This window comes from Streptomyces sp. C1-1, assembly GCF_050214755.1.
Classification (GTDB): Bacteria; Actinomycetota; Actinomycetes; order Streptomycetales; family Streptomycetaceae; genus Streptomyces.
In genome coordinates this window covers 46,527-69,466 of record NZ_CP189827.1, presented here as the reverse complement: position 1 = coordinate 69,466, position 22,940 = coordinate 46,527, and the positions used below count along the sequence as shown (strand labels likewise).

Below are 22,940 nucleotides of genomic sequence, written 5' to 3'. Positions count from 1 at the left end.
GGGCCGGCGCCGGAACACAGGCAGCCGGCCGACCAGGACAACAGAACAACCACAGCGCCCGCCGCGATCTCCCTCGGGAGCAGTCGCGGCGGGCCACGGCGTACCAGGCACCACGACCAGCAGACGCACTCGGACAGGAGTCGAACAATGACCACCGCGCACCCAGGTCCGGCCAGTATGAACGGCATCCGCATGCCGGACACGGTCGATCAGGCGGAGGCGGCATGGCTCGTCGCGATCACGGCCGGCGATGAGGAGCAGCGCCGGCTCATGCTTCCGGACTGCGTGATCGTGCACGCGCCGGTCGGGAACGTCCATGACCGCGAGCGCTTCCTCAGCTACAACGCGTCCATGGGACCCACCCTCGAGGCGGAGACCAGCGAAGTGACGTGTCGGGAGCGAGGGGGGCGGGCGATCGTCACGTGCTACCAGAAGATGCGCATCCGGCGCCTGCCCGACCTGCCGCCGTTCCTGGTGCAGGCCGTGGCCACCCGGGTGTGGTTCTCGACCGACGAGGGGTGGCGCCTGGGCCACATGCAGCTCTCCCGGCGGCAGCCGCCGGTATGACGCGCCGGTTCCCTCGCGCTGCGAGGGGTCATGCGGCGCGAACGGGAATGCCCGGCCTCCAGCCCAGGCTCCTGGACAGTCCCAGTCCGCTCGCGACCAGTGTGGGAACGGCCGCCTGCAGTTTGATCGATCCGGCGGCCACCACCACGGACATGGCCGCGACGACGTTGCCGCTGCCGTCGACGATGCGCGTCGCGACCGACTCGGCCCCTTCGCTCAGCTCTTCCTTGACGACCACCGTTCCGGTCGCGCGGCAGGATGCCAGTTCGCGACGGAGTTCGGCGGGGTCCACGATCGTCCTGGGGGTGAAACGCTGCAGCCTTCCCGCCAGCACCTCATCGATGAAGGCCGGGCTGCTGTGGCTCAGCAGCACTTTGCCGACGCCTGAGCAGTGCAAGGGCAGAAGGCCGCCGACCTGCGAGGTCAGACCGACGGCGTTGACCGCCGACAGCCGCTCGATGATCACGGCCTGGTCGCCCTGGAGGACGGCCAGCTGCACATGCTGGCGAAGGGCGGTGTACAGGTCCTCCACGAACGGCTGCGCGGCGCTGCGCAGCGTCTCGGCGCGCGGCGCGAGAGTCCCGAGGCGCCACAGCGGCAGACCGATCGCGAACCTGTTGCCGCTGGTGCGCTCCAGCGCGCCGGCCTCCAGAAGGTCGAGCGTGAGGCGTCTGGCGGTGGCGTGCGGCATGCCGGTACGCCGGACCAGGTCGGCCAGGCTCAGCTCGGTGTGGTCGGTGTCGAAGGAGTACAGCAGATCCCACAGGCGAGAGCTGACCGATCGTCCTGGCTCTTGCGCGCGGGGCATGGCCTCTCCTCCATCGTCAGTGGCTTCGGCCACCCTACCTCGCATGTTCGTTGGATGAACCACTCTGTTCTAACAATGCGCGATGTGCCGAAGTCTTGCGCAGAGCCAGTCACCTACCTCGGCTCAAGGCCCATGGGAGGGAAAGAGAATGACGAGTACGGAAGCCGGCCCGAAGATCGCGATCCTGGGCGGCGGCATCGGGGGCCTCGCCGCCGCGGCTTTCCTTCGCGAGAAGGGCTTCGACAGTGACGTCTACGAACAGGCGGCCGCCCTGACCGAAGTCGGTGCCGGCCTCGTGATCGCGCCCAACGCCGCCCGCCTGCTGCGACGTCTGGGCGTGCTGGACCGGTTCATCAAGCGCGCGGTGCGGATGGAGACCGGCTGGGAGTTCCGGCGCTGGGAGAACGGCCAGGTCCTGTCCGCGGAAAACCTTCAGGAGGGGTGCGTACGCCTGTACGGCGAGCACACCTATGCCGCCCACCGCGCCGACCTGCTGGACGCCTTGAGGTCGGCCGTCCCCGAGCACTCGATCCACCTCGGCAAGCGCTGCGTCGCGGTCGAGTTCGAAGGCGACCAGGCGGTTCTCCGGTTCGAGGACGGTGAGACGGTTCGCCCGGACATCCTCATCGGCGCGGACGGAGTCCACTCACGCGTGCGCGGCGCCATCGTCGGACCGACCGAGGCCAGGGAGTCGGGCATCTGCGCCTTCCGGGCCCTCGTACCTGCTCAGAAGGCACCCGACTTCGCCAGGCGGCGCGCCCAGACCCTCTGGATCGGCCCCGACCACCACCTCGTGCACTACCCGGTCTCCGGCGAGGAGTACGTCAACCTCGTCGCCTTCGCACCTGCCGGAGCCAACAGTGTCGAGTCATGGACGGCCACCGCGACACTCGAAGAACTGCTCGACGAGTTCGCCGGCTGGGACCCGCGTCTGGTGGACCTGATCACGGCGGCCGACACGCCGGGACGCTGGGCATTGCTCGACCGCGAGCCCCTCGACAACTGGAACCGCGCAAACGCGACCCTGCTGGGCGACGCGGCCCACCCGATGTTCCCGTTCTTCGCCCAGGGCGCCGCCCAGGCGATCGAGGACGGCGCCGTCCTGGCCCTGTGTCTCGCGGAGGATCCGGAGAATCCGGTCGCGGCGCTGGGACGCTACGAAGAGCTTCGTCGCCCCCGCACGACACGCCTGCAGGAGGTGTCGCACGGAAGGTCCCACATCAACCACCTTCCGGACGGCCCTGAGCAGCAGGCGCGCGACCTGGCGTACGCGCAGGCCGACCCCCTCAGGGCGAACGGCTGGATCTACGCCTACGACCCCGAGGTCGCCGCCGGGCGTGTGATCAAGGCCGAGCCGAGGACGCCGTAAGCCTGACACCGCATCCGCTCATCCGCGCACGGTCCGGTCGGCGCGGTCGCGAACCGCGCAGGTCGGACAAGGCGTTGACCATCCAACGAACACAGGCATTGTCGCTCCCCAGACCTCACCCGAGACTGCGGAACGGGCGGCCCGGGACGCGGCCCGGTCCCCAGCGCATCGTGTCGAAAATCCTGAGCACGTCCAGAAGGGCGGATCATCGAATGGCAACCACAACCGGTAGTGGGCTCGTCGTGCGAACCCTGCAGCGAGCCGGCGTCAACGTGGCCTTCGGCCTGCCCGGAGCACACATCGACGGCATCCTCCAGGAGGCCCTGGACGCCAAGCTGCGGATCGTCGACGTGCGCCATGAGGTGAACGCCGGCCACGCCGCCGAGGGCTACGCACGGGTCACCGGGGGCCTGGGGGTTGCCGTCGTGACAGCGGGCGGTGGCTTCACCAACGTCCTGACCTCGATCGCCAACGCCCATCTGGACCGGACCCCCGTCCTCTACATCGCGGGCTCCGGCCCGCTGGAGACGGACCAGGTCAACGACCAGCAGGCCGGGTTCGACCAGGTAGCCATGGCCACTCCGGTGACCAAGTTCGCGCACCGCGTGACCCGTACCGAGCTGATTCCCCGTCTGGTCGCCCAGGCCGTCCGCATCGCGCAGTCGGAGCCCAAAGGCCCGGTGCTCCTGGACATCCCATGGGACGTCCTGCGTCAGCAAATCGAGGGCGACGAGGTCGAGGACTACCGCGTCGAGATCGACGGCACCGGCATCGCCCCGGCCGGCGGCGTCGACCGGATCATCGAGGCACTGGGCGCCGCCCGTCGGCCCATCGCACTGGTCGGCAAGTCCTTCGTCACCGCCGAAGCGCGCGCCCAGTTGCACGAGTTCGCCGCCCGTACCGGGACGCCCCTCTTCTCCGACTGGGAGGGACTCGGTGCCATTGTCGGGTCCGAGCAGCACGTCGGTCTCCTGCAGACCCTGGCCACCGTCCCCGAGGACGAGCGACCCGACCTGGTCCTGATGCTGGGGCTGCGCTTCGGCTTGGCCACCCAGTTCGGCACGGGCCGCCTGCTCCCGAAGAGCGCACGGATCTTCCAGATCGACCCCGACGGCCGTGAACTCGGCCGTCTGCAGACGGTCGAACTCGGCGTCCAGGCAGACCCGATCGCCACGATCGGCCTGCTGAACGAGCGTCTGGGCGACGGGCCCGCGCCCGCGGGGCGCGACGACTGGCTGGCAACACTGCGGGACATCTCGGCCACCCGGCGGTCCGCGCTCGCCGCCGAGACCGAGGAGCACGAGGGCGCGATCCACCCCTACCTCGCGGTCCGCACGATCGCCGAGAGCGTCCCCGACCAGGCCACCGTGGTCGTCGACGGCGCCCTGACCGAGCTGTGGCTCTCCGAGACGATCGCGCTCGCACCGCTGGCCCACTACCTCGGCCACGGCTACCTCAGCTCCATGGGCAGCAACTTCGGCGTGGCGCTGGGAGCGCAGTACGCGAGTCCCGACAAGGCGACGATCCTCGTCACCGGCGACGGCGCCGTCGGCTACAGCCTCGCCGAGTTCGACTCCCTCGTCAGGGCGGGACTCCCGGTCGTCGTGATCGTCCTCAACAACCAGGCCTGGGGCGCCACCCTGCACACCCAGCAGTTCTTCTTCGGACAGGACCGCGTCACCAACAACCGCCTGGAGAACGGCTCCTACAGCGGCGTGGCACGCGCTCTCGGCGCCGACGGCGTCGACGTCACGGAACTGGACCAGCTCGCCCCGGCGATCGAGGCAGCCCTCGCGGCCGGCCGACCGACCTGCATCGACGTGCGCGTCAGCCTCGCGCCCATTCCTCCGGAGGAGCGGGTCCTGAACGGCGGAGCACCGTTCGGCGGCATCGAGATCGACGCATGAGGCGCTTCCGGTAGTACAGGGGGCGCCCCCGGCTGGGCCGTCGCGCCGCACGGTCTCCAGCAGATGAGCCCTGTCCCACAGGCCCCGCGGGCTTGGTGGGACAGGGCTCACCGGCACCGGCTCTGAGCGCGCCCTAAGCGGAGTGCAGGTCCAGCCCGAAGTGCGCCCTCGCCGTCGTCACCGTGATGACGGGCACGTGCTCCGCGATCTGCGCCTTCGACATCTGCGTCACCAGGAAGTAGTCCTGAAGCGGCAGCCCCTTGCGCGCCACCGAGGAGCCCACCGAGCGGAACAGCAGTTCGGTGGCCTCGTGCGACAGCCGGCACGACGTGTACAGCACATTGCCGAGGGCGACCCAGTCCTCGAAGGAGGGGATGTCACCGCTCGCCCAACGCTCGCCGAGGCGCTCGTAGTCGTGGGCCGCGGTGAGAAGGACCGCCTGCGCGGCGTCGATCGTCGCCCGCGCCTGGCCCCAGATCCGCTGGCCCTCCTCGTGCTTGTACCGCTCGACCAGCGGCGGGTACAGGCGCTTCTTGGTCAGGATGGTCTCTTCGTAGGCGTCGAGTGCCGCCCACGCCGTACCGACCTGGACCGCCGCGAGCGAGGCCGGATACAGCGGCTGGATCTGACCCAGATACAGGGGGTTACCGGTGGAGCGGGTGCCGTGCGTGCCTTCGGGGAGGTTCGAGTAGCCCCATTCGAACAGCGGGGACACGTTCTCGGCGGGGACGAAGACGTCTTCCGCGACCACCGTGTTGGACCCGCTCGCGCCGAGGGCCATCGTGGCGTGTGCCCCCCAGTCGTCCCGCACGGAGTAGTCGTCGCGGGGGAGGAGAGCCACCACCGGGACGGGATCGGTGCCCTCGGCCAGGATGACCGTGCTCACCATCGCGTGGGTCGAGTACGGGACACCGGACGAGTACGGCCATGCACCGGTGAGGCGGTATCCGCCCTCCGTGGGGACCAGCGAGCCTCGGGGGTTGGCGGAGTGCGGCGCGATGAAGACACCGTCCTCGCCGAAGGCATCCCGCACGACCTCCTCCGGGAAGTGCGCGACCAGGGGGATCGTGTGACCGGTCCCCAGGGTCAGACACCAGCCGATACCGGGGTCCCCGCGCGAGATCTCGATCATCGTCCGGTAGTACGTCTCCAGGCCGAACTCGTACCCCCCGTACTTCCGCGGCTGCACGAGGCGGTAGAAGCCGGCATCCTCGAACGCCTTGTGGATCTCGGGGGAGTACGTGCCCTCATCCGCCGCTTTCACGCGGTTCTCCCGGAGGGTCGGGCGCATCGCCGCGGCACGGGCGATGACCTCCTCCGCGGTGAGGTCCGGCTCCGGTATCCGAAGATCGCCGAACACGGCGGTCGTGTCGTGCGACGACATCGTCGCTCCCTTCGTCCGCTCCGTCTCATCCGGCCTCAATGCCGTGAGACGAGGAGTGGATCGAGTCAACGCCCGGCTCCCCGCGCGCCGCTTGCCCCGATCCGCCAAATCCGGCACAGCGCATTGACCCGCGGAGGCAAGCGAAATGAACGCGTGCCGAACGAGCATGAGAGCCACCTGTTCGATGAACGCGCAGTGGCACGACGAAAGAAGCAACGAAGGGGTTGTTGAAATGGCGAGTGTTCAGCACCTGGCTGTACGCGTCTCGGACCTCGAGCGCTCCACGAGGTTCTACGTCGAGACCTTCGGCGGCAAGGAAGTCCTCAACCCCTACCACACCGGCAAGCAGATGACGGAGATCATCTTCGGTCTGAAGGACACCGACTACCGCATCGGATTCGTCGAACTGCCCGACGGCTTCGGCCTCGAACTGTTCCAGTTCCTCCCCGATCGCAACCCCACGATCGGGGTGCCGCAGCCGGAAGCGTCGTTCATGCACTTCGCCATCGCCGTCGACGACGTCGAGGCCACGCTGGCGCGTGCGGTGGCGAACGGCGGGGAGAGCTTCGGCGATCCGGCCGGGTGGGCTCCGGGCGACCCTGCGAAGTACACCTACATCAAGGACCCGGACGGGAACATCCTCGAAGTGAACGACACGACCTGGGAGCGCATCCTGCACTCCGCGATCGAGCTGTACCCCGAGGCCAAGCGGTAACGACGGCCGGATCGAAGGGAGGGCCGGAGCGCCCCGGCTCTCCCTCCAGCGTGCTGCCCTTCAACGGGTGCACCCGTATATCGTGATGCCATCAAGCCCGGCCCCATCGGGCGCTCGCGACGATGCGAGAGGGGACGCGGATGCCCGCCACCAGATCCTGGGTGTGTCAGCTGCGCCCCACCGCCCTCCCCGACGACCTCGAGCCGGCCTGCCTTCCGCAGACCTGGAACCGGACCGTCGCCGACATCGGTATCGGGGCGTCCGCGTGGGCCGTCGAGTTCTGTCACGAACTCGCGGGGCTCGCGGTCGACCCCGACATCCTCGCAGTCCGTCGCACGGAAGCCGCTGAGGAGCTGCGCCCCACCGCCGAGGCGGTCGTCATGGAGGCCCTGGCAGCTCTGTGTCACGGCCGACCGGTCCCCACGACCGTCCCCCCGGAGACGGCCCGGCAGATCGCCCGCGCGGTCCGACAACGGATTCCGATCGAGCGTGTGCTCGCGTTTCAGCGGGCCTCCCATGCCCGCTTCAGCGACGCTCTCGTCTGCGAGTTCCGGCGCCTCGTGCCGGCCGATCAGCAGTCGGAAGGCCTCTTCGACCTGTCTCGGTTTCTGGTCGACCTCGTGAGTACCTTCTCGCTCGCGTGCAGTGCCGCCTACGCGGCCGAGGAGCAGGCGTGGCTTGCGAGCACTGACGGCTCGCGAGGGGAACTGGTCAGGGCTCTGCTGCGGGGCGACCACATGGATGTGAACCCCGCGAAGGCGCTGCGGTACGAGCTGGCGAACCGGACCCATGTCGGCCTGATACTGCGACGCGACGCACACGACGACGCGGCGTCAAGCAGCCTCGATCGAGTGGCCGCAACGCTCCTGACACAGATCGGCGCGATCGGGCACCTGGTGATCCCGTCGGACGAACGCGAGGTGTGGGCATGGGGCGCATTCGCCGACCCGCGCAGCGCGGCGGTGCGCTCGCTCCCCGTGGTGCCGGGCGCCCTGGTCGCGGTCGGGCGCCCGGCGCGCGGCCTCGACGGCTTCCGAGCCACCCACGAAGAGGCGACCGCGGCGGCCCGCGTCACGCTGTACTCGGCCGCCCGCTCACACGATCGCACGGTCTTCTTCGACGACGTCCGACTCGCGGCGCTGCTCACCTCGGACCCGGAGGGGGCGCGAAGCTTCGTCCGGGACGAGCTCGGGGCTCTGGGGCATCCGCGAGAGGCGGTGCTCCAGAAGACCGTGCGCGTCTACCTCGAATGCAACTGCAGCCCCGCGACCACCGCGGCGCGGCTCGGCGTGGTGAAGAACACCGTCGTATACCGCATTCGACGTGCCGAGGAAATTCTGGGACGGAGCGTCAAGGAACAGCAGGGGATCCTGTGGGCGGCGCTCCATCTCGTCGATGTCGTCGACCCCGTGGAGTCGCAGTATTCGGCCTGATGACGGAACGCCGGACGGGGCGAGGGGGCTCGGGGCCGGGTTGTATGCCCGTGTGTCCTCGCGCGGTCGAAGGACCGATTCGCGCCGAACACCACCGCTGTACCGGCTATCCCCGTACAGGCCCGCCGTCGTACCCGAGTTCGTTCCGCTCACCGCGGTGCCGGCCGCCGGACCTGGCCAGTATCTCGGAGGGCGCGGTGCCGAAGCGTCGGCGGTAGGCGGCGGAGAACCGGCTCAGGTGGGTGAAGCCCCAACGCCCGGCCGCTTCGGTGACTCCCGTGGCGCCCGTCAGCAGTTCGGCATGGACACGGTCCAGACGGACGTTGCGCAGGTACGTCATCGGGGTCACACCGAGGTACTCCCTGAACCCCTCCTGGAGGCGTCGGGCACTCACGCCCGCCGCCCGGGCCAGGTCCCCGACGGTGAAGGGGGTCTCGGGGCGGGCGTCGATCAGCTCGACGGCCTTGCGTACCGTCCGCGGGTAGGCCGGCGGCTGCGGACGCAGCAGCGCTTCGGTGTAGGTGTGCGGCTGGGCCAGCAACAGGCCGCTCACGAGGAGGCGCTCGAAGTGCTGCTGGATCGGCCGCTCACGGATGAGTCCGCCAGTGCTGTCGGACTCGGCCACCAGTAGGTCGAGAGTGTTGCGCCAACTGCGGCCGGGCGCGGACGTCAGGTCGAAGTCGAACGCGAATTCCAGCGGAGCCTGCAGCGGACGGCCCAGGAGGGCCTGCAGTTCGGTCTCGACAAGCCCCCGGTCGATCTTGATCCCCAGATGCTGCTCGCCGTTGTCGCAGCTCAGCAGCCGGTGCTGCTGTGTCGGTGTGAAGACCATGGCGTCGCCGGCGGTCGCCGTCATCTCCTGCCGCCCGGTGGCTGCCTCGAGGGAGCCGCGCAGGACGACATTGATGTGGTAGTGCGACGGTGTCCGCCCGGGATCGACGCGTGTGCGCTGGCCGAAGGTCATCAGGCCGACGGTGACGTGCTCGGTGCGCGTGCCACGGAGTTCCCCGCCGGGGCCGTCGGTGCCCGACAGCGGGGTGACGTCCGCCGGATAGAACAGATCGTTGAGGCGCTCGCGGAAGTCCTCGAAGCCCGATTCGCGGCACAGCACGTGGCTCGCCAGTAGTGAGCGGACCATGCGTCATTGTTATCCGCTCCATGTCCGCACAACAAGGAGCGAGCCACCGGCTTTTGCGCATACTGCCAGGTCATCGGCTTGGTGAGAGGAGTGTCACATAGCAGGTGGATGACCCGAGCCCGGTAGGCCCGAGCCGTCTGAGAATCAGTCGCGGGATTCGGCTGCCGATCGCGCTTCGCGGATGTCGCTCCCCGCCGCGCTTTCATAGCGTTTTTCAGTCTGTTCGTCCGGCCCCTTCCGGCGAATGTCCGCCACGACTGGAGGTCCGTCATGACCGGCACCGACCAAGCGGCGAAGGCCGTCACCGCCGCGGCCGTCGAGAGTTTCCGCGACACCCCGGACCCGCGGCTGCGTGAACTGCTCCAAGGTCTCGTCCGTCATCTGCACAGTTACGTCCGTGAATTGCGCCCCACGATTCAGGAGTGGGAGTACGCCGTGGAATACCTCACCGCCGTCGGGCAGAAATGTGACCCCACTCGCCAGGAGTTCATCCTGCTCTCCGACGTGCTGGGCGTCTCCATGCTGGTCGAGACGGTGAACGAGCAGGGCGGCGGAACCGAGAGCACGGTCCTGGGCCCCTTCCACGTAGTGGAGTCCCCGAAGCGCGAAAGCGGGGACGGCATCGACCTGATGAGCGTGGGAGAGCCCTGTGTCGTGTCGCTCCGTGTCACGTCGGCGGACGGCAGTCCGCTGGCCGGCGCGAGCGTGGACGTCTGGCAGTGCAGCGCGGACGGCTTCTACGACGTGCAGCAGCCCGACATCCAGCCGCTGGGCAACGGACGCGGTCTCTTCCGTACCGACCACGAGGGCCGCGTGTGGTTTCGCACCGTCGTCCCGAGCCACTACCCCATTCCGACCGACGGCCCGGTGGGAGTGCTGCTCGACGCCACCGAGCGGCACCCCTACCGCCCGGCCCACATCCACTTCATCGTCGAGGCCGACGGCCACCGACCGCTGACGACGCACATCTTCGTCGCCGACGGCCCCTACCTGGACTCCGACGCCGTCTTCGCAGTCAAGGAGAGTCTGGTCGCCGACTTCGCGCAGGTCGACGAAGCGGAGAGGGCCTGCGCGTACCAGGTCACCGCGCCGTTCCGGCTGGCCGAGTTCGATATCGCCGTCGAGCCCGAGACGGACAAGGACGCCGGATGAACGTCCCGCTCGCCTTCGCCTACCAGGCTCTCCCCATGCGGGTGGTGCTGGGTGCCGGAGCCCTCGACCGGCTGGCCGACGAGATCTGCCACGCCGGCCTCCAGCGGGTGATGGTGCTGTGCGCGCCCGGCCGGCGAGACCTGGCCGAGACCGTTGCCGAGCGCATCGGCCCGCACGCAGTGGACATCCATCCGCACGCCCGGATGCACGTGCCCGCCGAGTCGGCGGCCGAGGCCCAACGACGGGCGGAAGAGGTGAACGCAGATGGCTGCGTTGCCGTCGGCGGCGGCTCGGCGATCGGGCTCGGGAAGATCATCGCCCTGCAGTACCGTCTGCCGGTCATCGCCGTACCCACGACGTACGCCGGGTCCGAGATGACACCGGTGTGGGGCCTGACGGAGAACGGCGTCAAGCGCACCGGCAAGGACCCCCGCGTGCTGCCGGTCTCGGTGCTGTACGACCCCGCGCTCACCGTGACCCTGCCCGTGGCTGTCTCCGTGACCAGCGGCATGAACGCGATCGCGCACGCGGTCGAGGCGCTCTACGCGCCGGACGCCTCCCCGGTCATCGATCTGATGGCCGAGGAGGGCGTGCGCGCGCTGGCCACCGCGCTCCCGGGCGTCGTGGCCGACGGTGCCGACCTCGATGCACGCGCCCGTGCCCAGTACGGCGCCTGGCTGTGCGGAGCCTGCCTCGGGGCCACCAGCATGTCCCTGCACCACAAGCTCTGCCACGCCCTCGGCGGCACCCTCGACCTGCCGCACGCTCCCACGCACACCGTGGTGCTTCCGCACGTCCTCGCCTACAACCAGGGCGCGGCGCCCAAGGCGGTCGCCGCCCTCGGTCGTGCCCTCGGCACCCCCACCGACCCGGCCACCCATCTGTGGGACCTCGCGGGCCGGCTCGGCGCTCCGAGGTCCCTGCGGGAACTCGGCATGGCCAAGGGCGACATCGACCGCATCGTCGATGTCGCGCTGACCAACCCCTACGCCAACCCCCGCGAGGTGACCGCGGAAGCCCTTGGCCGACTCCTGCGCTCCGCCTGGTCCGGACAACCCCCGGCTCCCTGAGAGTCCCCTGAGAACGCATTGGGTCCAGTCGGACTTCGACGGTCGGCCGAATGGAACTCCGAGCATGGGCAGCTGTCACAAGCCCAGATGCTTTCGACGTATCGCCCGTCCCGGTGCAGGGCGCGGGACGCCAATCCGCGATCAGGAGCGGGCCGTCGCCCTACGAGGCGTTGGTTGTTCGGCGCAACCGGCGATGAATGGTTTGGTGAAACCGGGCAAGAGGGCAGGCCGACAGGTCGGGTTCCATGAGCACATCGTTTCGTCGATGTGAACTGGAGGCGCGCCGATGTCCAAAACCGCTGATCGAAATCAGACGCGGCAGCACGTGACCTTGATCGACGACGGCTCGCTGGAGCCCGGGCTGTCGGCCGACGGCTTCCGTGAGGCGTTTCGCAACCATCCGGGCGGGGTCGCGGTCGTGACCGCTGATGCCGGCCGAGGCCCGGTCGCCCTGACCGCGACGTCGGTGATATCGGTGAGCGCCACGCCACCGCTCCTGGTTTTCTCGGTGGCGGCCCTCTCGTCGGCGACGCCGACGATCCTGGAGTCGTCGTCCGTGGTGGTGCACCTGCTGGGAGCCGGTCAGATCGATCTCGCGCGTCTGTGCGCGACGAGCGGAGCGGATCGCTTCGCTGACACGGAGGCATGGGCCCGGCTGGCGACCGGTGAGCCGTACTTCGTCGCGGCTCCGGTGTGCATCCGAGGCACCATCGCCGCCACCTTCGCAGCGGGCGCCTCGACGCTCGTCGTCGTCAACGCCACACACGCGCACTACGGGCCGACGGGCGCCGCCGCCCGGAGCGACGCGTCGCGTCCGCTGGTCTACCACGACCGGACCTGGCATCAGCTCAACGAGCAGTCCCAGCTTGTGTCGAGCGCGCAGTAGTGCGATCGCGGTGCCTTCCCCGAAAAGGCAAAGACCTGAGGACTGCTGTCTCTGACCGGTACTTCACCAGCTGACCCATGCCTCACACCCCGTACCAAAGGAGCGGAGAACCTCCCATGGCCAAGCTTGAGATCATCATCGCGAGCACGCGACCGGGCCGGATCGGCCTGGCCGTGGGCGAGTGGTTCGAGACCCGGGCGAAGGAGCACGCAGGCTTCGACGACATCGAGTTGGTGGACCTGGCGGAGGTGAACCTGCCGTTCATGAACGAGCCGCACCACCCGCGCCTGGGCGAGTACACCCACCGGCACACCCGTGACTGGAGCGCCAAGGTCGCGGAGGCGGACGCCTTCGTATTCGTGATGCCGGAGTACAACTTCGGCTACAACGCCGAGTTGAAGAACGCCATCGACTACCTGCACCGAGAGTGGCAGTACAAACCGGTGGGCCTGGTCAGCTACGGCGGTGTCTCCGCGGGTACCCGGGCCGCGCAGATGATCAAGCAGGTGGTGACCACTCTGAAGATGACGCCGGTCGTCGAGTCGGTGTCCATTCCGTTCGTCCACCAACTTCTCGACGAGGAGGACGGCCTGGTGGCGAACGACATCATGATCGGCTCCGCGACGGGGATGCTCGACGAACTCGCCCGGGTTGCTGACGCCCTGCGTCCACTACGCGGGGCCGCGGCGGAGTGAACCCGGATGGCACACACCGTTGCCACGCCCGCAGTCGAGGCGCGTGCAGTGCAAGCCCAGGGCTGCTCCTGCCCGGTCACCGGTTCTGGTGCTGAGCTGGTCGCTGCGCACCAAACCCCGTCAAGGTCCGCAGCCCTGGGAGGACGCCGACTCCGCGCCGGCCCCGGACAGGAGTCAGGTCTGGCTGCCGTCCGCTGCTGAGAGGGCCCGTACCGCCTGGGCGACATCCGCGCGGAGGTCGTCGAGGCTGTGGCCGGGGCCGAGGACCATGCGCCGCAGCTGGGGCATGGCGATGCTCCAGCCGGTCAGGGCGAGGGTGAAGAACACGCGGGCGCGGGCGTCGTCGCCCTGGCCGCCTGACGCCGCCGCGTCGATCTTGTCCTGATAGTGGGCGGTGCGGACCTCTTCCGCAGGGACCGGCTTCTCGCCGAGCTCGAGGGCCTCCCACATGACCAGCCGCAGGGCCTCGGGGTGGGCGCGGTGGTAGTCGAAGAGGCGCTCGGCGTAGGCGGGGAGGTCTGCGCTGGGCGGTACGGCGTCGGCGAGTTCGGCCAGGGCGCGTTCCAGGACGACGGCGAAGAGGGTGTTCTTGTCGCCGAAGTAGTCGTAGATGGCCCGCTTGTTGGCCTTGGCCTCACTGGCGATACGGTCCACCCGCGCACCGGCGACGCCGTGCGCGGCGAACTCCGCGGTCGCCGCAGCGAGGGCCTGGGCCGGTGAGTGCGCTGGCTCGACGGGCGACCTGTTCACCATCACGGTGGACGTCCCCCCGACGGCTCCTGGACTCGATCCTTGACGAGACCACCCTGCGCGCCGACCCGCCGGCCACCCCCGCGGATGTACTCGAAACGGAGACCCGATGACCACGCTGCTGGAGGTGAGCGACCTGCGTGTCACCTACCCCGGGCGGGGCTTCCGAGCCCGCCCCCACGAGGTCCTGCACGGTGTGTCGCTCACCCTGGGACAGGGCGAGACCCCCGTCCCTCACCATCGGCGACATCCTCAGCGAACCGCTGATCGTGCAGGGCGTCGCGGCGGATGCGGCCCGGCACCGGGTGGCGGAGCTGCTCGACCAGGTGGGACTGCCCAAGGACGCTTCGCAGCGGCTGCCGCGAGAGTTCAGCGGCGGTCAGCGGCAGCGCGTCGCGATCGCCCGCGCCCTCGCGCCCGCCCCGCGGCTCATCGTCTGCGACGAACCGGTCTCGGCGCTCGACCTCACCACCCAGGCCCGCGTCCTCGATCTGCTCGTCGGCATCCAGCGGCGCACCGGGGTCGCCTACCTGTTCATCTTGCACGACCTCGCGGTCGTCCGGCACATCAGCCACCGCGTGAGCGTCATCCAGCGGGGCGACATCGTCGAGACCGGGCCGGCCGGCGAGGTCACCACGAACCCTGAACACCCCTACACCCAACGGCTGCTGCTGGCCGCGCCGGTCGCGGACCCGGCCGAACAGCGTCGGCGGCGCGCCGGCACCTGTGACCCGCACGCCCAGGACTGACGAGGACCGAATGGCGCACCACCCCTTGAACGAAGACCAGTCGACGTCGGCGAAACGCACGTACTGCAACCCGCTCGACCTCGCCTACGCAGCGTCGATCCCCTGTCCGACAACTTCGTCGAGGTCACGCCGAGGACCTTCCCCTTCTGGGACCCGAACCTGTTCCAGGACGGGGACGGGGCCGGGGTCGAGTGGGACACAGCATCCGGGGCCACCAGGTACAACGTCCGCTACGGCCGCCACCCGAGGAAGCTGTACCACAGCTTGCTGGTGCGGCCCTGGGCCCGCGATCCCTCAATGCGGGAGCGGAGCACTGGGTGGCCGTCGATTCGTTCGGTGAAGCGGGCATCACCTCCGGCGAACCGGTGTCCGCGACACGGGCCGGCACCCCTGTCAAGGGCGCCACAAGCGGCCTGCGGACGGCCGGGGTGGTCGGCCAGGTCGTCCGCAGCATCCGCCGTCACCGGCCGCCGCCGGCGGCTACTGTCCGTTGGTGAGTTCGATGTAGGTGGTGCCGGTGACCGGGCGGTGGTCGTAGGTGCCGTTGATGGCGGCGCTGCCTTCGTAGCCAGGTGTGGGTACGGTCAGTTCCTGGTCCTTGGCGTAGACGGTGACGTTCAGCTTGGCGTCCTCGCCCGGGATGGTGACCTTCCAGCGCGTGGGGTAGCTCTTGCCGGTGGCCGGGCTGGTCCAGCGGGTGGCCTCGTCAGGTGTGAGGGTGGCCTCGGTGACGGTCTGGGTGCCGTCGGGCTTGAGGATGGTGGCGAAGTTGTTCTTCTTGTCGCCGTACTTCTGGTTCCAGACGCTGACCTTGTCGCCGTTGGACAGGTTGAGGTTCATCCAGGACCACGAGGCGTCGCCCGTGAAGAGGTCGGGGAGAGGTCCCCACTGGCGATCCACCCAGGACTGCCCGCGGACCTTCTCGGCGCGGCCGCCCAGGGTGAGCGTCCCGTAGGTGTCCACGGTGGGCAGGGCGTACTCGTAGTTGGAGTACTTTGCGTCGCCGAACATGGGGAAGTACCCCGTGCCCATGTTGTAGAGGTGCTTCCGCGGGGGCGCAGCGTGACGTCGATGGTCCCCTCGGGGACCTTGGCGCGCAGCTTCATCTCCTCGGCGTCGCCGGTCCAGGTGATGTTGTCGGTGTGGATGTCCACGCCCTGCTTGCCGGAGAGACCCGTCGCGGCAGGCAGGGGGATCTCCGACTTCGTGTACCAGCCGGTGTCCTCGTTGACGACCGACACCCTGGAGATGGCGCCTGCCTGCTTGCCGAAGCTGGAGTTCAGGTAGTGGGCCAGGAACCCGTAGCGGTGGCCGCCGGCGGTCACGTGCGCGGTCACGTACCAGGACTGGTTGGCCTGGTCGGGGTCGTAGGTGAGGTCTGCGGCGGGGTCGATGAGGACCGGGAGGCTGGTCTGGGCCAGGCCCTGCTTGGAGGCGGTGGCGTGCGCCCCGGTCGGGTCGGCGGTGGGCGTCGCCGTGGCCGGTCCTCCTGCGGCGAGGGTGAGCGAGGCGACGAGCACGGAGGCTGTGGCGGCCGCGCCGACGGTGGTCTTGCGCATGATGGCTCCTTGTGTACGAAACGGTTTCGTACCCATTGGGGATAGGGCGGGGTGATGAGCGGACCCTGCCGTGTGGGGGAGGGGTGGAGGTAAATGGCGGTCCGGCGGCGCGGCTGACTGTGCGCGGGTGTGCCGTCCGGCGGTCCGGAGTGATATCCGACAGGTGTCAGTTTATCTGCCGTGCGACAGGTGTCAACGGGGATCGGGCCGCGGCTACGCTGGTCGGACCGGCGGCCACGCAACCGGACGACGGGCCGAGGAGGACACGTGGAAGGCAGGTCGAGCACCACTCGACGCCCCGGGCGCCCCGGCGCGGGTTCCGCCGGGGTGCCGGCGGAGCGGGACGTTCTGCTGCGGGGTCTTGAGGCGTTCGCGGAGCTGGGGTACGACCGGGCGTCGGCCCGGGAGCTGGCCCACCGTCTCGGAGTGAGCCACACCTTCATCAACGACCGCTACGGCTCCAAGGCGGCCTTCTGGCGTGCCGTCGTGGACGCCGCGCTGGGGGCCCAGCTCACGCGCATGGCGCCGGCCGCGCCCGGGGGCGACGACAAGGACGTGGTGCGTCAGTTCGTCACGGAGTTCTACCGCGTCAACGTCGGCGAGCCGTACCTGGCGATGCTGATGCTGGACGAGTTCGGGCGGGACACCGAGCGACTGGACTATCTCTACCAGCGCTACATCGAGCCGACGCTCGCCCTCGTCGTGCCCAGCATCGAGCGGTTGACGGCATCCGGGGACATGGCACGGGTCCCGATGGACGTCCTGTTCTTCGCCATCATTGCTCCCGTGGGCGGACTGGTGCAGGAGCCTTTCGCCCGGCGCCTGGGCCGCCCCGAGCACCTTACGCAGGCGGAGCGCCTGGCCAGGGCCTCCGCCCTGGCCCAACTGGTGGTGGACGGCCTGCTCGCCCCGGGCGCCGCGAAGCGCCGATAGCGCGGGTGGAACGACCCCGTCGCGACGCGGCCCGCCGTCTCGACGGCGGGACCCTCCTGCTCGGTCTGAGCGGCAGGCAGTCACACGCCCTTGGGAGCGAGGACGATGTCGAAACGCACCCGGCTCCACGTGCCGTCGATGACGCGGCCGTCGGGCGTCGGCGTGCCTGTGGGCTGCCGCTCGAACCGCTTGATCAGCGAGTCCTTGACGCCGAAGACGGTGTCCTTGCGGCCGATCGGGTCGCCTTCGGGGAAGATGTGGGTCACCAACGTGCGCGCTCCCTCGTAGGAGACCATGAAGTGCAGGTGGCTGGCGCGCAGCGGTGAGCGGCCGACCGCGTCGAGCATCTTGCCGACGGGTCCGTCGTTCGGGATGGGGTACGGCGTCGGGGTGAGGCCCCAGAAGCGGTAGCCGCCGTCGGCCGCGGAGAACAGGTGTGCCCGGCCGGCGCGTTTGCCGGCGTCGTACTGCACGTCGTAGAGGCCGTCCTCGTCGGCTTCCCAGACCTCGATCCGCGCGCCGGGGAGCGGGGTGCCGTCGGTGTCGGTGACGGTGCCCTCGACCCAGCAGGGTTCGCCGGGGGCACCGAAGGCCAGGTCGTCGCCGCGTTCGATGGCGGGGGAGCCCTCGACGAAGAACGGCCCGAAGACGGTGGCCTCGGTAGCGCCTTTGTAGGCCTGGTTGTTGACGTTGATGGTCTGCATGCTCGCGCCGAGGGTGTCGGAGAGCAGGATGAACTCCTGCCGGACGTCGTCGGTGATGTGGCCGGCCTTGGTGAGGAAGTCGATCGCGGTGCCCCATTCCTCTTCGGTCAGCCGGACCTCGCGGATGAAGGAGTGCAGGTGTTTGACCAGCGAGATCATGACTTCTTGCAGCCGCGGGTCCTGGCAGGCGTCGAAGGAGGCCACGACGTTGTCGACGAGCTGCTGCTCGACCGCCTGCTGCTCCGGCGCCACCTCGCGGTAGATGGCGGCCTGGGCCGAGCCGGGATTGACGTAGGTAGCCATGACGGCCTCCTTCAGCTGATCGGGTCGCCGGCCCACGCCGCGTGCAGCAGCGCGGTCAGGTTCGCGTAGGTGACAGGGGTGGGGTTGTTGGCCGGTATCGCCTTGATGATCGGCCCCAGCGCCTTGGCGACGCCGTCCTCGGGCATGCCGTAGTCGCGCAGCGCCCGCGGCGCGTCCAGCGCCTGGCGCAGGGCGCCCAGGCCGGCGCTCGCCGTCCGCGTGGGGAACACCGCGCCCAAGGCCTGGGCGATGCGCGCCTCCGCCTCGGGGGCGTGCGGCGCGTTGAAGGCCAGCACGTGGGGCAGCACGACCGCGTGGGTCTGTGCGTGCGGGAGGTTGAACATGCCGCCGAGGACGTGGCAGATCTTGTGGTGCATCCCTGAGCCGGCCGAGGCGAAGGCGACGGCGGCGAGGTAGGCGCCGTACAGCGTCTGCTCGATGCCCTCCGTGCTCGTCGAGTCGTCGGCCACCGCCGGCAGGCCGGTCGCCAGTGCGCGGATGCCCTCCTGGGCCAGCGCCCGGTCGATGGGGTCGGCGTGCGGTCCCCACATCGAGTCCACACAGTGCGCCATCGCGTTCAGGCCGCTGGCCACGGTCATCTCGCCGGGCAGCGTGGTCAGCAGACCGGCGTCGTAGACGACCGACGCGGGCAGCACCTTGTCGTCCACGCCGGTGGTCTTGGTCTCGCCCTCGGTCAGGCCCCACACGTTGGTCGCCTCCGAGCCGGCGTAGGTGGTGGGGACCGCGACGATCGGCAGTCCGGTGGTCAGCGCCACCGCCTTGGCCAGGCCCGTGGTTGAGCCGCCGCCGACGCTGACCAGGATGTCCGCGCCCGCGTCGGCCGCCGCCCGCAGGGCCCGCCCCACGACCTCGACCGGCACATGCATCACGACCTCTTCGTGACGCAGCACAACCGGGAGCTCCTTGGCGATGGGGTCGGCCAGCTCCCGCTCGCGGTCCGATGCGATCAGCATGACCTTGGAACCGCCGAGCGCCTCGACCTCCGCCGCGACGGCGGCGGGTGACTGCCCGGCCGCGAACACCACGCGCTGGGGAAGGGTTTCGTGGGTGAACTTCATCAGGCCTCTGCCAGCCATTGCTTGCCTTCGTCGTAGAGCTGTTCGACTGCTGTGCCGGTGAGGCCGGGAAGCCCGTCCTTCACCGTGAAACCCGCCTTGGTCTGCAGGTAGGCCAAGTGCCGGTAGCCGGTCGGGAACCGGTTGAGGAGTTCGGGGTCCAAGGTCAGTGAGGCGGCGGGGTCGACGACGTCGAGCCGGTCCTTCTCGTAGATCGGCTGCCGGCGCATGAGGGTCCAGCGTCCCTCGTGGCGGGCGAGGAAGTCGTAGAAGCGGCCGGTGCACACGACGTCGGCCTCGATGCCGTCGACGCTCGCGCGCTGGTTGATGGTCATCTTCGTCTGGGCGAGGGCCCGGTCGCCGGCGATGTCCGCGGTGTGGCCGCCGAGGAAGTGCAGGATGCTGACGCCGTTGTTGAAGCCCTCGCGGCTGGCCTTGATGAAGTCGGTGGCGCTTCCCTGGAACCAGGTGGCGCTCATCCGGCCGTCGCGCGGATGCCAGAGTGTGGCGAAGCGGTCCCAGTCCCCGGCGTCGCGCCACAGCGCCCAGTTCTCGACGAGCTGCCGGATCTCGTGGCGGTCGGTGTCGGTCTGCGACATGGTTCGATCTCCGCTCGGTCTGGTACGACGGGGTGCAAGCCGCCTGCGATGGGCAGCTGCGGCGGGGAATGTCGGGCCCGGCGCACGCTGTCTCACGTGCGCCGTACGACCTCGCTCGCGTCCCTCAGATGGGGTAGTGGCGGGATCCCGACTGGATGGTGATCCAGCGCAGCTCGGTGAACTCCTCCAGTGCGGCGCGGGAGCCGAAGCGGCCCCAGCCGCTGGCGCCGACGCCGCCGAAGGGCATCTGGGGCTCGTCGTGCACGGTGGCGCCGTTGATGTGGCAGATGCCGGACTTGATCCGGCGGGCCACGTCGAGGGCGGCGGCGGCGTCCTTGCCGAAGACCGCGGCGGAGAGCCCGTACTCGGTGTCGTTGGCGACGGCGACGGCCTCGTCGGTGGAGTCGACCTCGATGATCGAGACGACCGGGCCGAAGGTCTCCTCGGTGTAGATTCGCATGTCCGGTGTGACGCCGCGCAGCACGGTGGGCTGCACGAACAGGCCGTCGGCCGTGCCGCCGGTCAGGACCTGGGCGCCCTTGGCGCGGGCGTCCTCGATCAGCGCGACCACGTGGTCGCGGGCGGCGGCGTGGACCAGCGGACCGATCTGTGAGGCGGGGTCGCTCGGCGGGCCCACGACCAGCTTGGCGGCCCGGTCGGCCAGGCGGGAGCAGAGTTCGTCGGCGACGGTCCGGTCCACGATGACGCGTTCGGTGGACATGCAGATCTCGCCCTGGTTCATGAAGGCTCCGAAGTTGGCCGCGGCGGCGGCCTCCTCCAGATCCGCGTCGGGCAGCACCAGGAAGGGCGCCTTGCCGCCGAGTTCGAGGACCACGCGCGTCAGATACCGGCCGCCGAGTTCGCCGATGATGCGGCCGACGCGGCTGGATCCGGTGAAGTTCACGCGCGTCACGGCGGCGTGAGCGATGAGGGCCTCGACGACGCTCGGGCCGTCCTCGGGCGCGTTGCTGATGAGGTTGACCGCTCCGGCAGGCACGCCTGCGTCGTGCAGTACCTGGACGATGGCGGCCTGGGTGAGTGGCGTCTGCTCGGAGGACTTCAGTACGACGGTGTTGCCCCACACCAGCGGCCACACGATGGAGCGCACGCCGAGGATCAGCGGAGCGTTCCACGGTGCGATGCCGACGACCACGCCGACCGGCTGGCGCACGCCGAGAGCGGTGAGGCCGGGCACGTCGGAGGGGATGACCTCGCCGACGGCCGCGTAGGCCTGGGCCGCCGCTTCGACGAACATGCCCTTCGCGACGTGCACGTTGAAGCCGCACCAGGGGAGCGTGGCGCCCATCTCGCGGCTCATCGTGGCGACGATCTCGTCCGTGCGCTCACCGAGCAGGACAGCCGCGCGCTCCAGCACCGACCGCCGTGCGGCCGGCGGTAGGCCCGACCACTCCTCAAGGGCGGCCGCCGCCGCGTCCACCGCGAGATTGACGTCCTCGGCGGAGGCCGCGGCGACCCGTGCGATCGGTTCACCGGTCAGGGCCTCGACCGTCTCGAAGTAGCGGCCGTCCCTGGCCGCGACGTGCTCGCCCGCGATGAGGAGGTCGCTGGTCCGTACCGCGCCGGACGTGGCTGCCTCGATCTCTGTAGCTGACATGTGTTGTCCCACTTCCACAACAGCGGCGATTGCCGCACGAACCGTCTGGGCCGAACTCTGCGTGGTCGGCGTCCCGCCCTGAACCCTCATGTCCGTTCATCGAACAGCGGCGGCGGCATGAGGGCAGGACGGTCGGCCTTCCCGGGGCTCAGACCGGGGGCATGCGCTTGGCCTGGTGCGAGTGGGCCAGGCGCCAGCCCTCCGGGGTCTCCTCCCAGACCCGCGTCACCGTCTCCTGGACCGGGAAGGGCGGGAGGTTCTCGTCGAAGATGATGTGCATCTCCTGGAGGCAGGTGGTGATCGCGGTGTTGCCCCGCACCGTGATGCTGAGCTCCTCGGCCCTCGTGAAGACCATGCGGCGGCGGGTCCAGGTGAAGTGGACGAAGTCCTTCCCGGCGTCGATCTTCCCGACGGGGCCGTGGACGGCCCGGCAGTCCTCGAGCATGAGGGCGTTCATCGCTTCCTCACCCTTGGTGAGAGCCACGAGCCAGGCCGCCTCCGCCTGCTCGATCGCCTGGACGGTCTCGGCGGTGGAGGTGGCGGATGTTGTCGATGTGGTGGTCACAGGTCCAGCTCCAGAATCGGTGAGTGTGCTCGCGATGAGCAGGTGGTGAACATGCCGTCCGCGCGTTCACGGTCGGTCAGGATGTCGTCGCGGTGGTCGGGCTCTCCGGCGAGGACGCGCACGATGCACTCGCCGCAGATCCCTTGCTGGCAGGAGTAGGGGGCGTCGACGCCGCCCGCGAGCAGGACGTCGAGGACGCTCTCGCCCTCCTTGACCTCGTACTCGCCCCCGGATTTGGCGAGCCGCACGGTGAAGGTCCCGCCGGCCGTGTGCGCGGCGGCGTCCTCGACGGGAGCGAAGCGCTCCTTGTGGATCGCCTCGGCGGGCCATCCGGCTTCGCGGGCGCAGGAGATCACGAAGTCCATGAAGCCGCCGGGACCGCAGACGTAGATCGCCGTCTCGGGCTCCGGCGGGCCGATGTCGGCGGCGATGCCGAAGCGCTGGTCGTCCGGGCCGTCGTCGAAGTGGAGCCGCACGCGGGGGCTGTGCTCCAGCTCGTCGAGGAACGCCGCATCCTCCCGGCTCCGGGCGCAGTAGTGCAACGCGTACTCCGCGCCCCTGGCTTCGAGCGCGTGCGCCATGGCCAGCAGGGGAGTGACGCCGATACCGCCGGCCACCAGCAGATGGCGACGCGCCTGGTCCGAGACGCCGAACCTGTTGCGTGGACGGGAGATCCGCAGCCGGTCGCCCTCGCGGAGCCGGTGCATCCCCAGCGAGCCGCCGCGCGACGCCGTCTCGGCCAGTACCGCCAGCCGGTAGCGGGTGCGGTCGTGCGGGGGCCCGCACAGGGAGTACTGGCGGACCAGCCCGGCGGCACCGTCCACGAGCACGTCGACATGGGCGCCGGCGGCGAACTCCGGCAGCTCGGCGTCGCCGGGAGTGACCAGGTCGAGCACCATGATCCGGGCGGTCGCGTCGCGCCGGGCCGCCACGATGGTGTCGAGCCAATCGTTGTTGCTCATT

22 protein-coding genes and 1 pseudogene are annotated in these 22,940 nt (G+C 69.7%); 11 read left to right on the top strand and 12 right to left on the bottom strand.

What is annotated here, in order from left to right; translation table 11 throughout:
* Positions 1-147 precede the first annotated feature (147 nt).
* Complete coding sequence (locus ACQF4J_RS46660; protein WP_120049483.1) at positions 148-567, top strand: nuclear transport factor 2 family protein; 420 nt, start codon at positions 148-150, stop codon at positions 565-567.
* A gap of 28 nt (positions 568-595) precedes the next feature.
* On the opposite strand, the gene ACQF4J_RS46655 is transcribed toward ACQF4J_RS46660, so the two are convergent.
* Positions 596-1,375, bottom strand: a complete 780-nt coding sequence (locus ACQF4J_RS46655; protein ID WP_120049482.1) for an IclR family transcriptional regulator — start codon at positions 1,373-1,375, stop codon at positions 596-598.
* A 148-nt stretch (positions 1,376-1,523) separates the two neighbouring features.
* Between ACQF4J_RS46655 and ACQF4J_RS46650 the strand changes: the two genes are divergently transcribed.
* Positions 1,524-2,744 carry an FAD-dependent monooxygenase gene (locus tag ACQF4J_RS46650; RefSeq protein WP_120049481.1) on the top strand — a complete coding sequence of 407 codons (1,221 nt, stop codon included), beginning with the start codon at positions 1,524-1,526 and terminating at the stop codon, positions 2,742-2,744.
* A gap of 212 nt (positions 2,745-2,956) precedes the next feature.
* Positions 2,957-4,651 carry a thiamine pyrophosphate-binding protein gene (locus tag ACQF4J_RS46645; RefSeq protein WP_120049480.1) on the top strand — a complete coding sequence of 565 codons (1,695 nt, stop codon included), beginning with the start codon at positions 2,957-2,959 and terminating at the stop codon, positions 4,649-4,651.
* Positions 4,652-4,784: 133 nt separating this feature from the next.
* Here ACQF4J_RS46645 and ACQF4J_RS46640 read toward each other — a convergent pair whose 3' ends face one another.
* Complete coding sequence (locus tag ACQF4J_RS46640; protein WP_162951927.1) at positions 4,785-6,035, bottom strand: acyl-CoA dehydrogenase family protein; 1,251 nt, start codon at positions 6,033-6,035, stop codon at positions 4,785-4,787.
* Between the two features lie 232 nt (positions 6,036-6,267).
* Here ACQF4J_RS46640 and ACQF4J_RS46635 point away from each other — a divergent pair, with 232 nt between their 5' ends.
* Positions 6,268-6,750 (top strand): VOC family protein, encoded by a 483-nt coding sequence (locus ACQF4J_RS46635; protein ID WP_162951926.1) that lies wholly within the window; start codon positions 6,268-6,270, stop codon positions 6,748-6,750.
* Between the two features lie 140 nt (positions 6,751-6,890).
* On the top strand, positions 6,891-8,183 hold the full coding sequence (locus ACQF4J_RS46630) for a PucR family transcriptional regulator (protein ID WP_162951925.1): 1,293 nt from the start codon (positions 6,891-6,893) through the stop codon (positions 8,181-8,183).
* A gap of 106 nt (positions 8,184-8,289) precedes the next feature.
* On the opposite strand, the gene ACQF4J_RS46625 is transcribed toward ACQF4J_RS46630, so the two are convergent.
* The gene (locus ACQF4J_RS46625; protein ID WP_120049476.1) at positions 8,290-9,321 is read right to left on the bottom strand and encodes an AraC family transcriptional regulator; all 1,032 of its coding nucleotides are present in this window, start codon (positions 9,319-9,321) and stop codon (positions 8,290-8,292) included.
* A gap of 270 nt (positions 9,322-9,591) precedes the next feature.
* On the opposite strand from ACQF4J_RS46625, the gene ACQF4J_RS46620 reads away from it, so the two are divergent.
* The 4 genes from ACQF4J_RS46620 to ACQF4J_RS46605 all read left to right on the top strand — a co-directional run bounded on the left by ACQF4J_RS46620 (position 9,592) and on the right by ACQF4J_RS46605 (position 13,124).
* A complete protein-coding gene (locus tag ACQF4J_RS46620; protein WP_381066822.1) occupies positions 9,592-10,473 on the top strand; it encodes a dioxygenase in 882 nt (293 codons plus the stop codon).
* Positions 10,470-11,543 carry a maleylacetate reductase gene (locus ACQF4J_RS46615; RefSeq protein ID WP_427168739.1) on the top strand — a complete coding sequence of 358 codons (1,074 nt, stop codon included), beginning with the start codon at positions 10,470-10,472 and terminating at the stop codon, positions 11,541-11,543. The genes ACQF4J_RS46620 and ACQF4J_RS46615 overlap by 4 nt, the downstream gene beginning before the upstream one ends.
* Before the next feature lie 325 nt (positions 11,544-11,868).
* Positions 11,869-12,429, top strand: coding sequence for a flavin reductase family protein (locus ACQF4J_RS46610; protein ID WP_427168738.1), 561 nt, complete (start codon positions 11,869-11,871; stop codon positions 12,427-12,429).
* Between the two features lie 116 nt (positions 12,430-12,545).
* On the top strand, positions 12,546-13,124 hold the full coding sequence (locus ACQF4J_RS46605; RefSeq protein ID WP_427168737.1) for an NADPH-dependent FMN reductase: 579 nt from the start codon (positions 12,546-12,548) through the stop codon (positions 13,122-13,124).
* A gap of 174 nt (positions 13,125-13,298) precedes the next feature.
* Here ACQF4J_RS46605 and ACQF4J_RS46600 read toward each other — a convergent pair whose 3' ends face one another.
* Entirely contained in the window at positions 13,299-13,877 is a 579-nt protein-coding gene (locus ACQF4J_RS46600; RefSeq protein WP_120049471.1) for a TetR family transcriptional regulator, read from the bottom strand.
* A 191-nt stretch (positions 13,878-14,068) separates the two neighbouring features.
* On the opposite strand from ACQF4J_RS46600, the gene ACQF4J_RS46595 reads away from it, so the two are divergent.
* Positions 14,069-14,623, top strand: coding sequence for an ATP-binding cassette domain-containing protein (locus tag ACQF4J_RS46595; protein ID WP_425471395.1), 555 nt, complete (start codon positions 14,069-14,071; stop codon positions 14,621-14,623).
* Between the two features lie 480 nt (positions 14,624-15,103).
* Here ACQF4J_RS46595 and ACQF4J_RS46590 read toward each other — a convergent pair whose 3' ends face one another.
* Both ACQF4J_RS46590 and ACQF4J_RS46585 read right to left on the bottom strand, forming a co-directional pair.
* Positions 15,104-15,463, bottom strand: a complete 360-nt coding sequence (locus tag ACQF4J_RS46590) for a lipocalin family protein (RefSeq protein ID WP_246091273.1) — start codon at positions 15,461-15,463, stop codon at positions 15,104-15,106.
* A 102-nt stretch (positions 15,464-15,565) separates the two neighbouring features.
* Positions 15,566-15,634, bottom strand: a pseudogene (locus tag ACQF4J_RS46585) (hypothetical protein); the annotation flags it as partial.
* Positions 15,635-16,449: 815 nt separating this feature from the next.
* Here ACQF4J_RS46585 and ACQF4J_RS46580 point away from each other — a divergent pair.
* Positions 16,450-17,115 carry a TetR/AcrR family transcriptional regulator gene (locus tag ACQF4J_RS46580; protein WP_246090752.1) on the top strand — a complete coding sequence of 222 codons (666 nt, stop codon included), beginning with the start codon at positions 16,450-16,452 and terminating at the stop codon, positions 17,113-17,115.
* An 80-nt stretch (positions 17,116-17,195) separates the two neighbouring features.
* Here the strand turns inward: ACQF4J_RS46580 and ACQF4J_RS46575 are convergent, their stop codons facing one another.
* The 6 genes from ACQF4J_RS46575 to ACQF4J_RS46550 all read right to left on the bottom strand — a co-directional run bounded on the left by ACQF4J_RS46575 (position 17,196) and on the right by ACQF4J_RS46550 (position 22,939).
* Positions 17,196-18,122: a dioxygenase gene (locus ACQF4J_RS46575; protein ID WP_174856855.1), complete on the bottom strand. Its 927-nt coding sequence runs from the start codon at positions 18,120-18,122 to the stop codon at positions 17,196-17,198.
* A gap of 11 nt (positions 18,123-18,133) precedes the next feature.
* Positions 18,134-19,201 (bottom strand): maleylacetate reductase, encoded by a 1,068-nt coding sequence (locus tag ACQF4J_RS46570; protein ID WP_120049468.1) that lies wholly within the window; start codon positions 19,199-19,201, stop codon positions 18,134-18,136.
* Positions 19,201-19,797 (bottom strand): nuclear transport factor 2 family protein, encoded by a 597-nt coding sequence (locus ACQF4J_RS46565; RefSeq protein WP_120049467.1) that lies wholly within the window; start codon positions 19,795-19,797, stop codon positions 19,201-19,203. Before ACQF4J_RS46565 ends, ACQF4J_RS46570 begins: the two co-directional genes overlap by 1 nt.
* 124 nt (positions 19,798-19,921) lie before the next feature.
* Positions 19,922-21,412, bottom strand: coding sequence for an aldehyde dehydrogenase (locus tag ACQF4J_RS46560; protein WP_120049466.1), 1,491 nt, complete (start codon positions 21,410-21,412; stop codon positions 19,922-19,924).
* Positions 21,413-21,560: 148 nt separating this feature from the next.
* Positions 21,561-21,977 carry a YybH family protein gene (locus ACQF4J_RS46555; RefSeq protein WP_120049465.1) on the bottom strand — a complete coding sequence of 139 codons (417 nt, stop codon included), beginning with the start codon at positions 21,975-21,977 and terminating at the stop codon, positions 21,561-21,563.
* Positions 21,974-22,939, bottom strand: a complete 966-nt coding sequence (locus ACQF4J_RS46550) for a PDR/VanB family oxidoreductase (RefSeq protein WP_120049464.1) — start codon at positions 22,937-22,939, stop codon at positions 21,974-21,976. Before ACQF4J_RS46550 ends, ACQF4J_RS46555 begins: the two co-directional genes overlap by 4 nt.
* Position 22,940 lies beyond the last annotated feature (1 nt).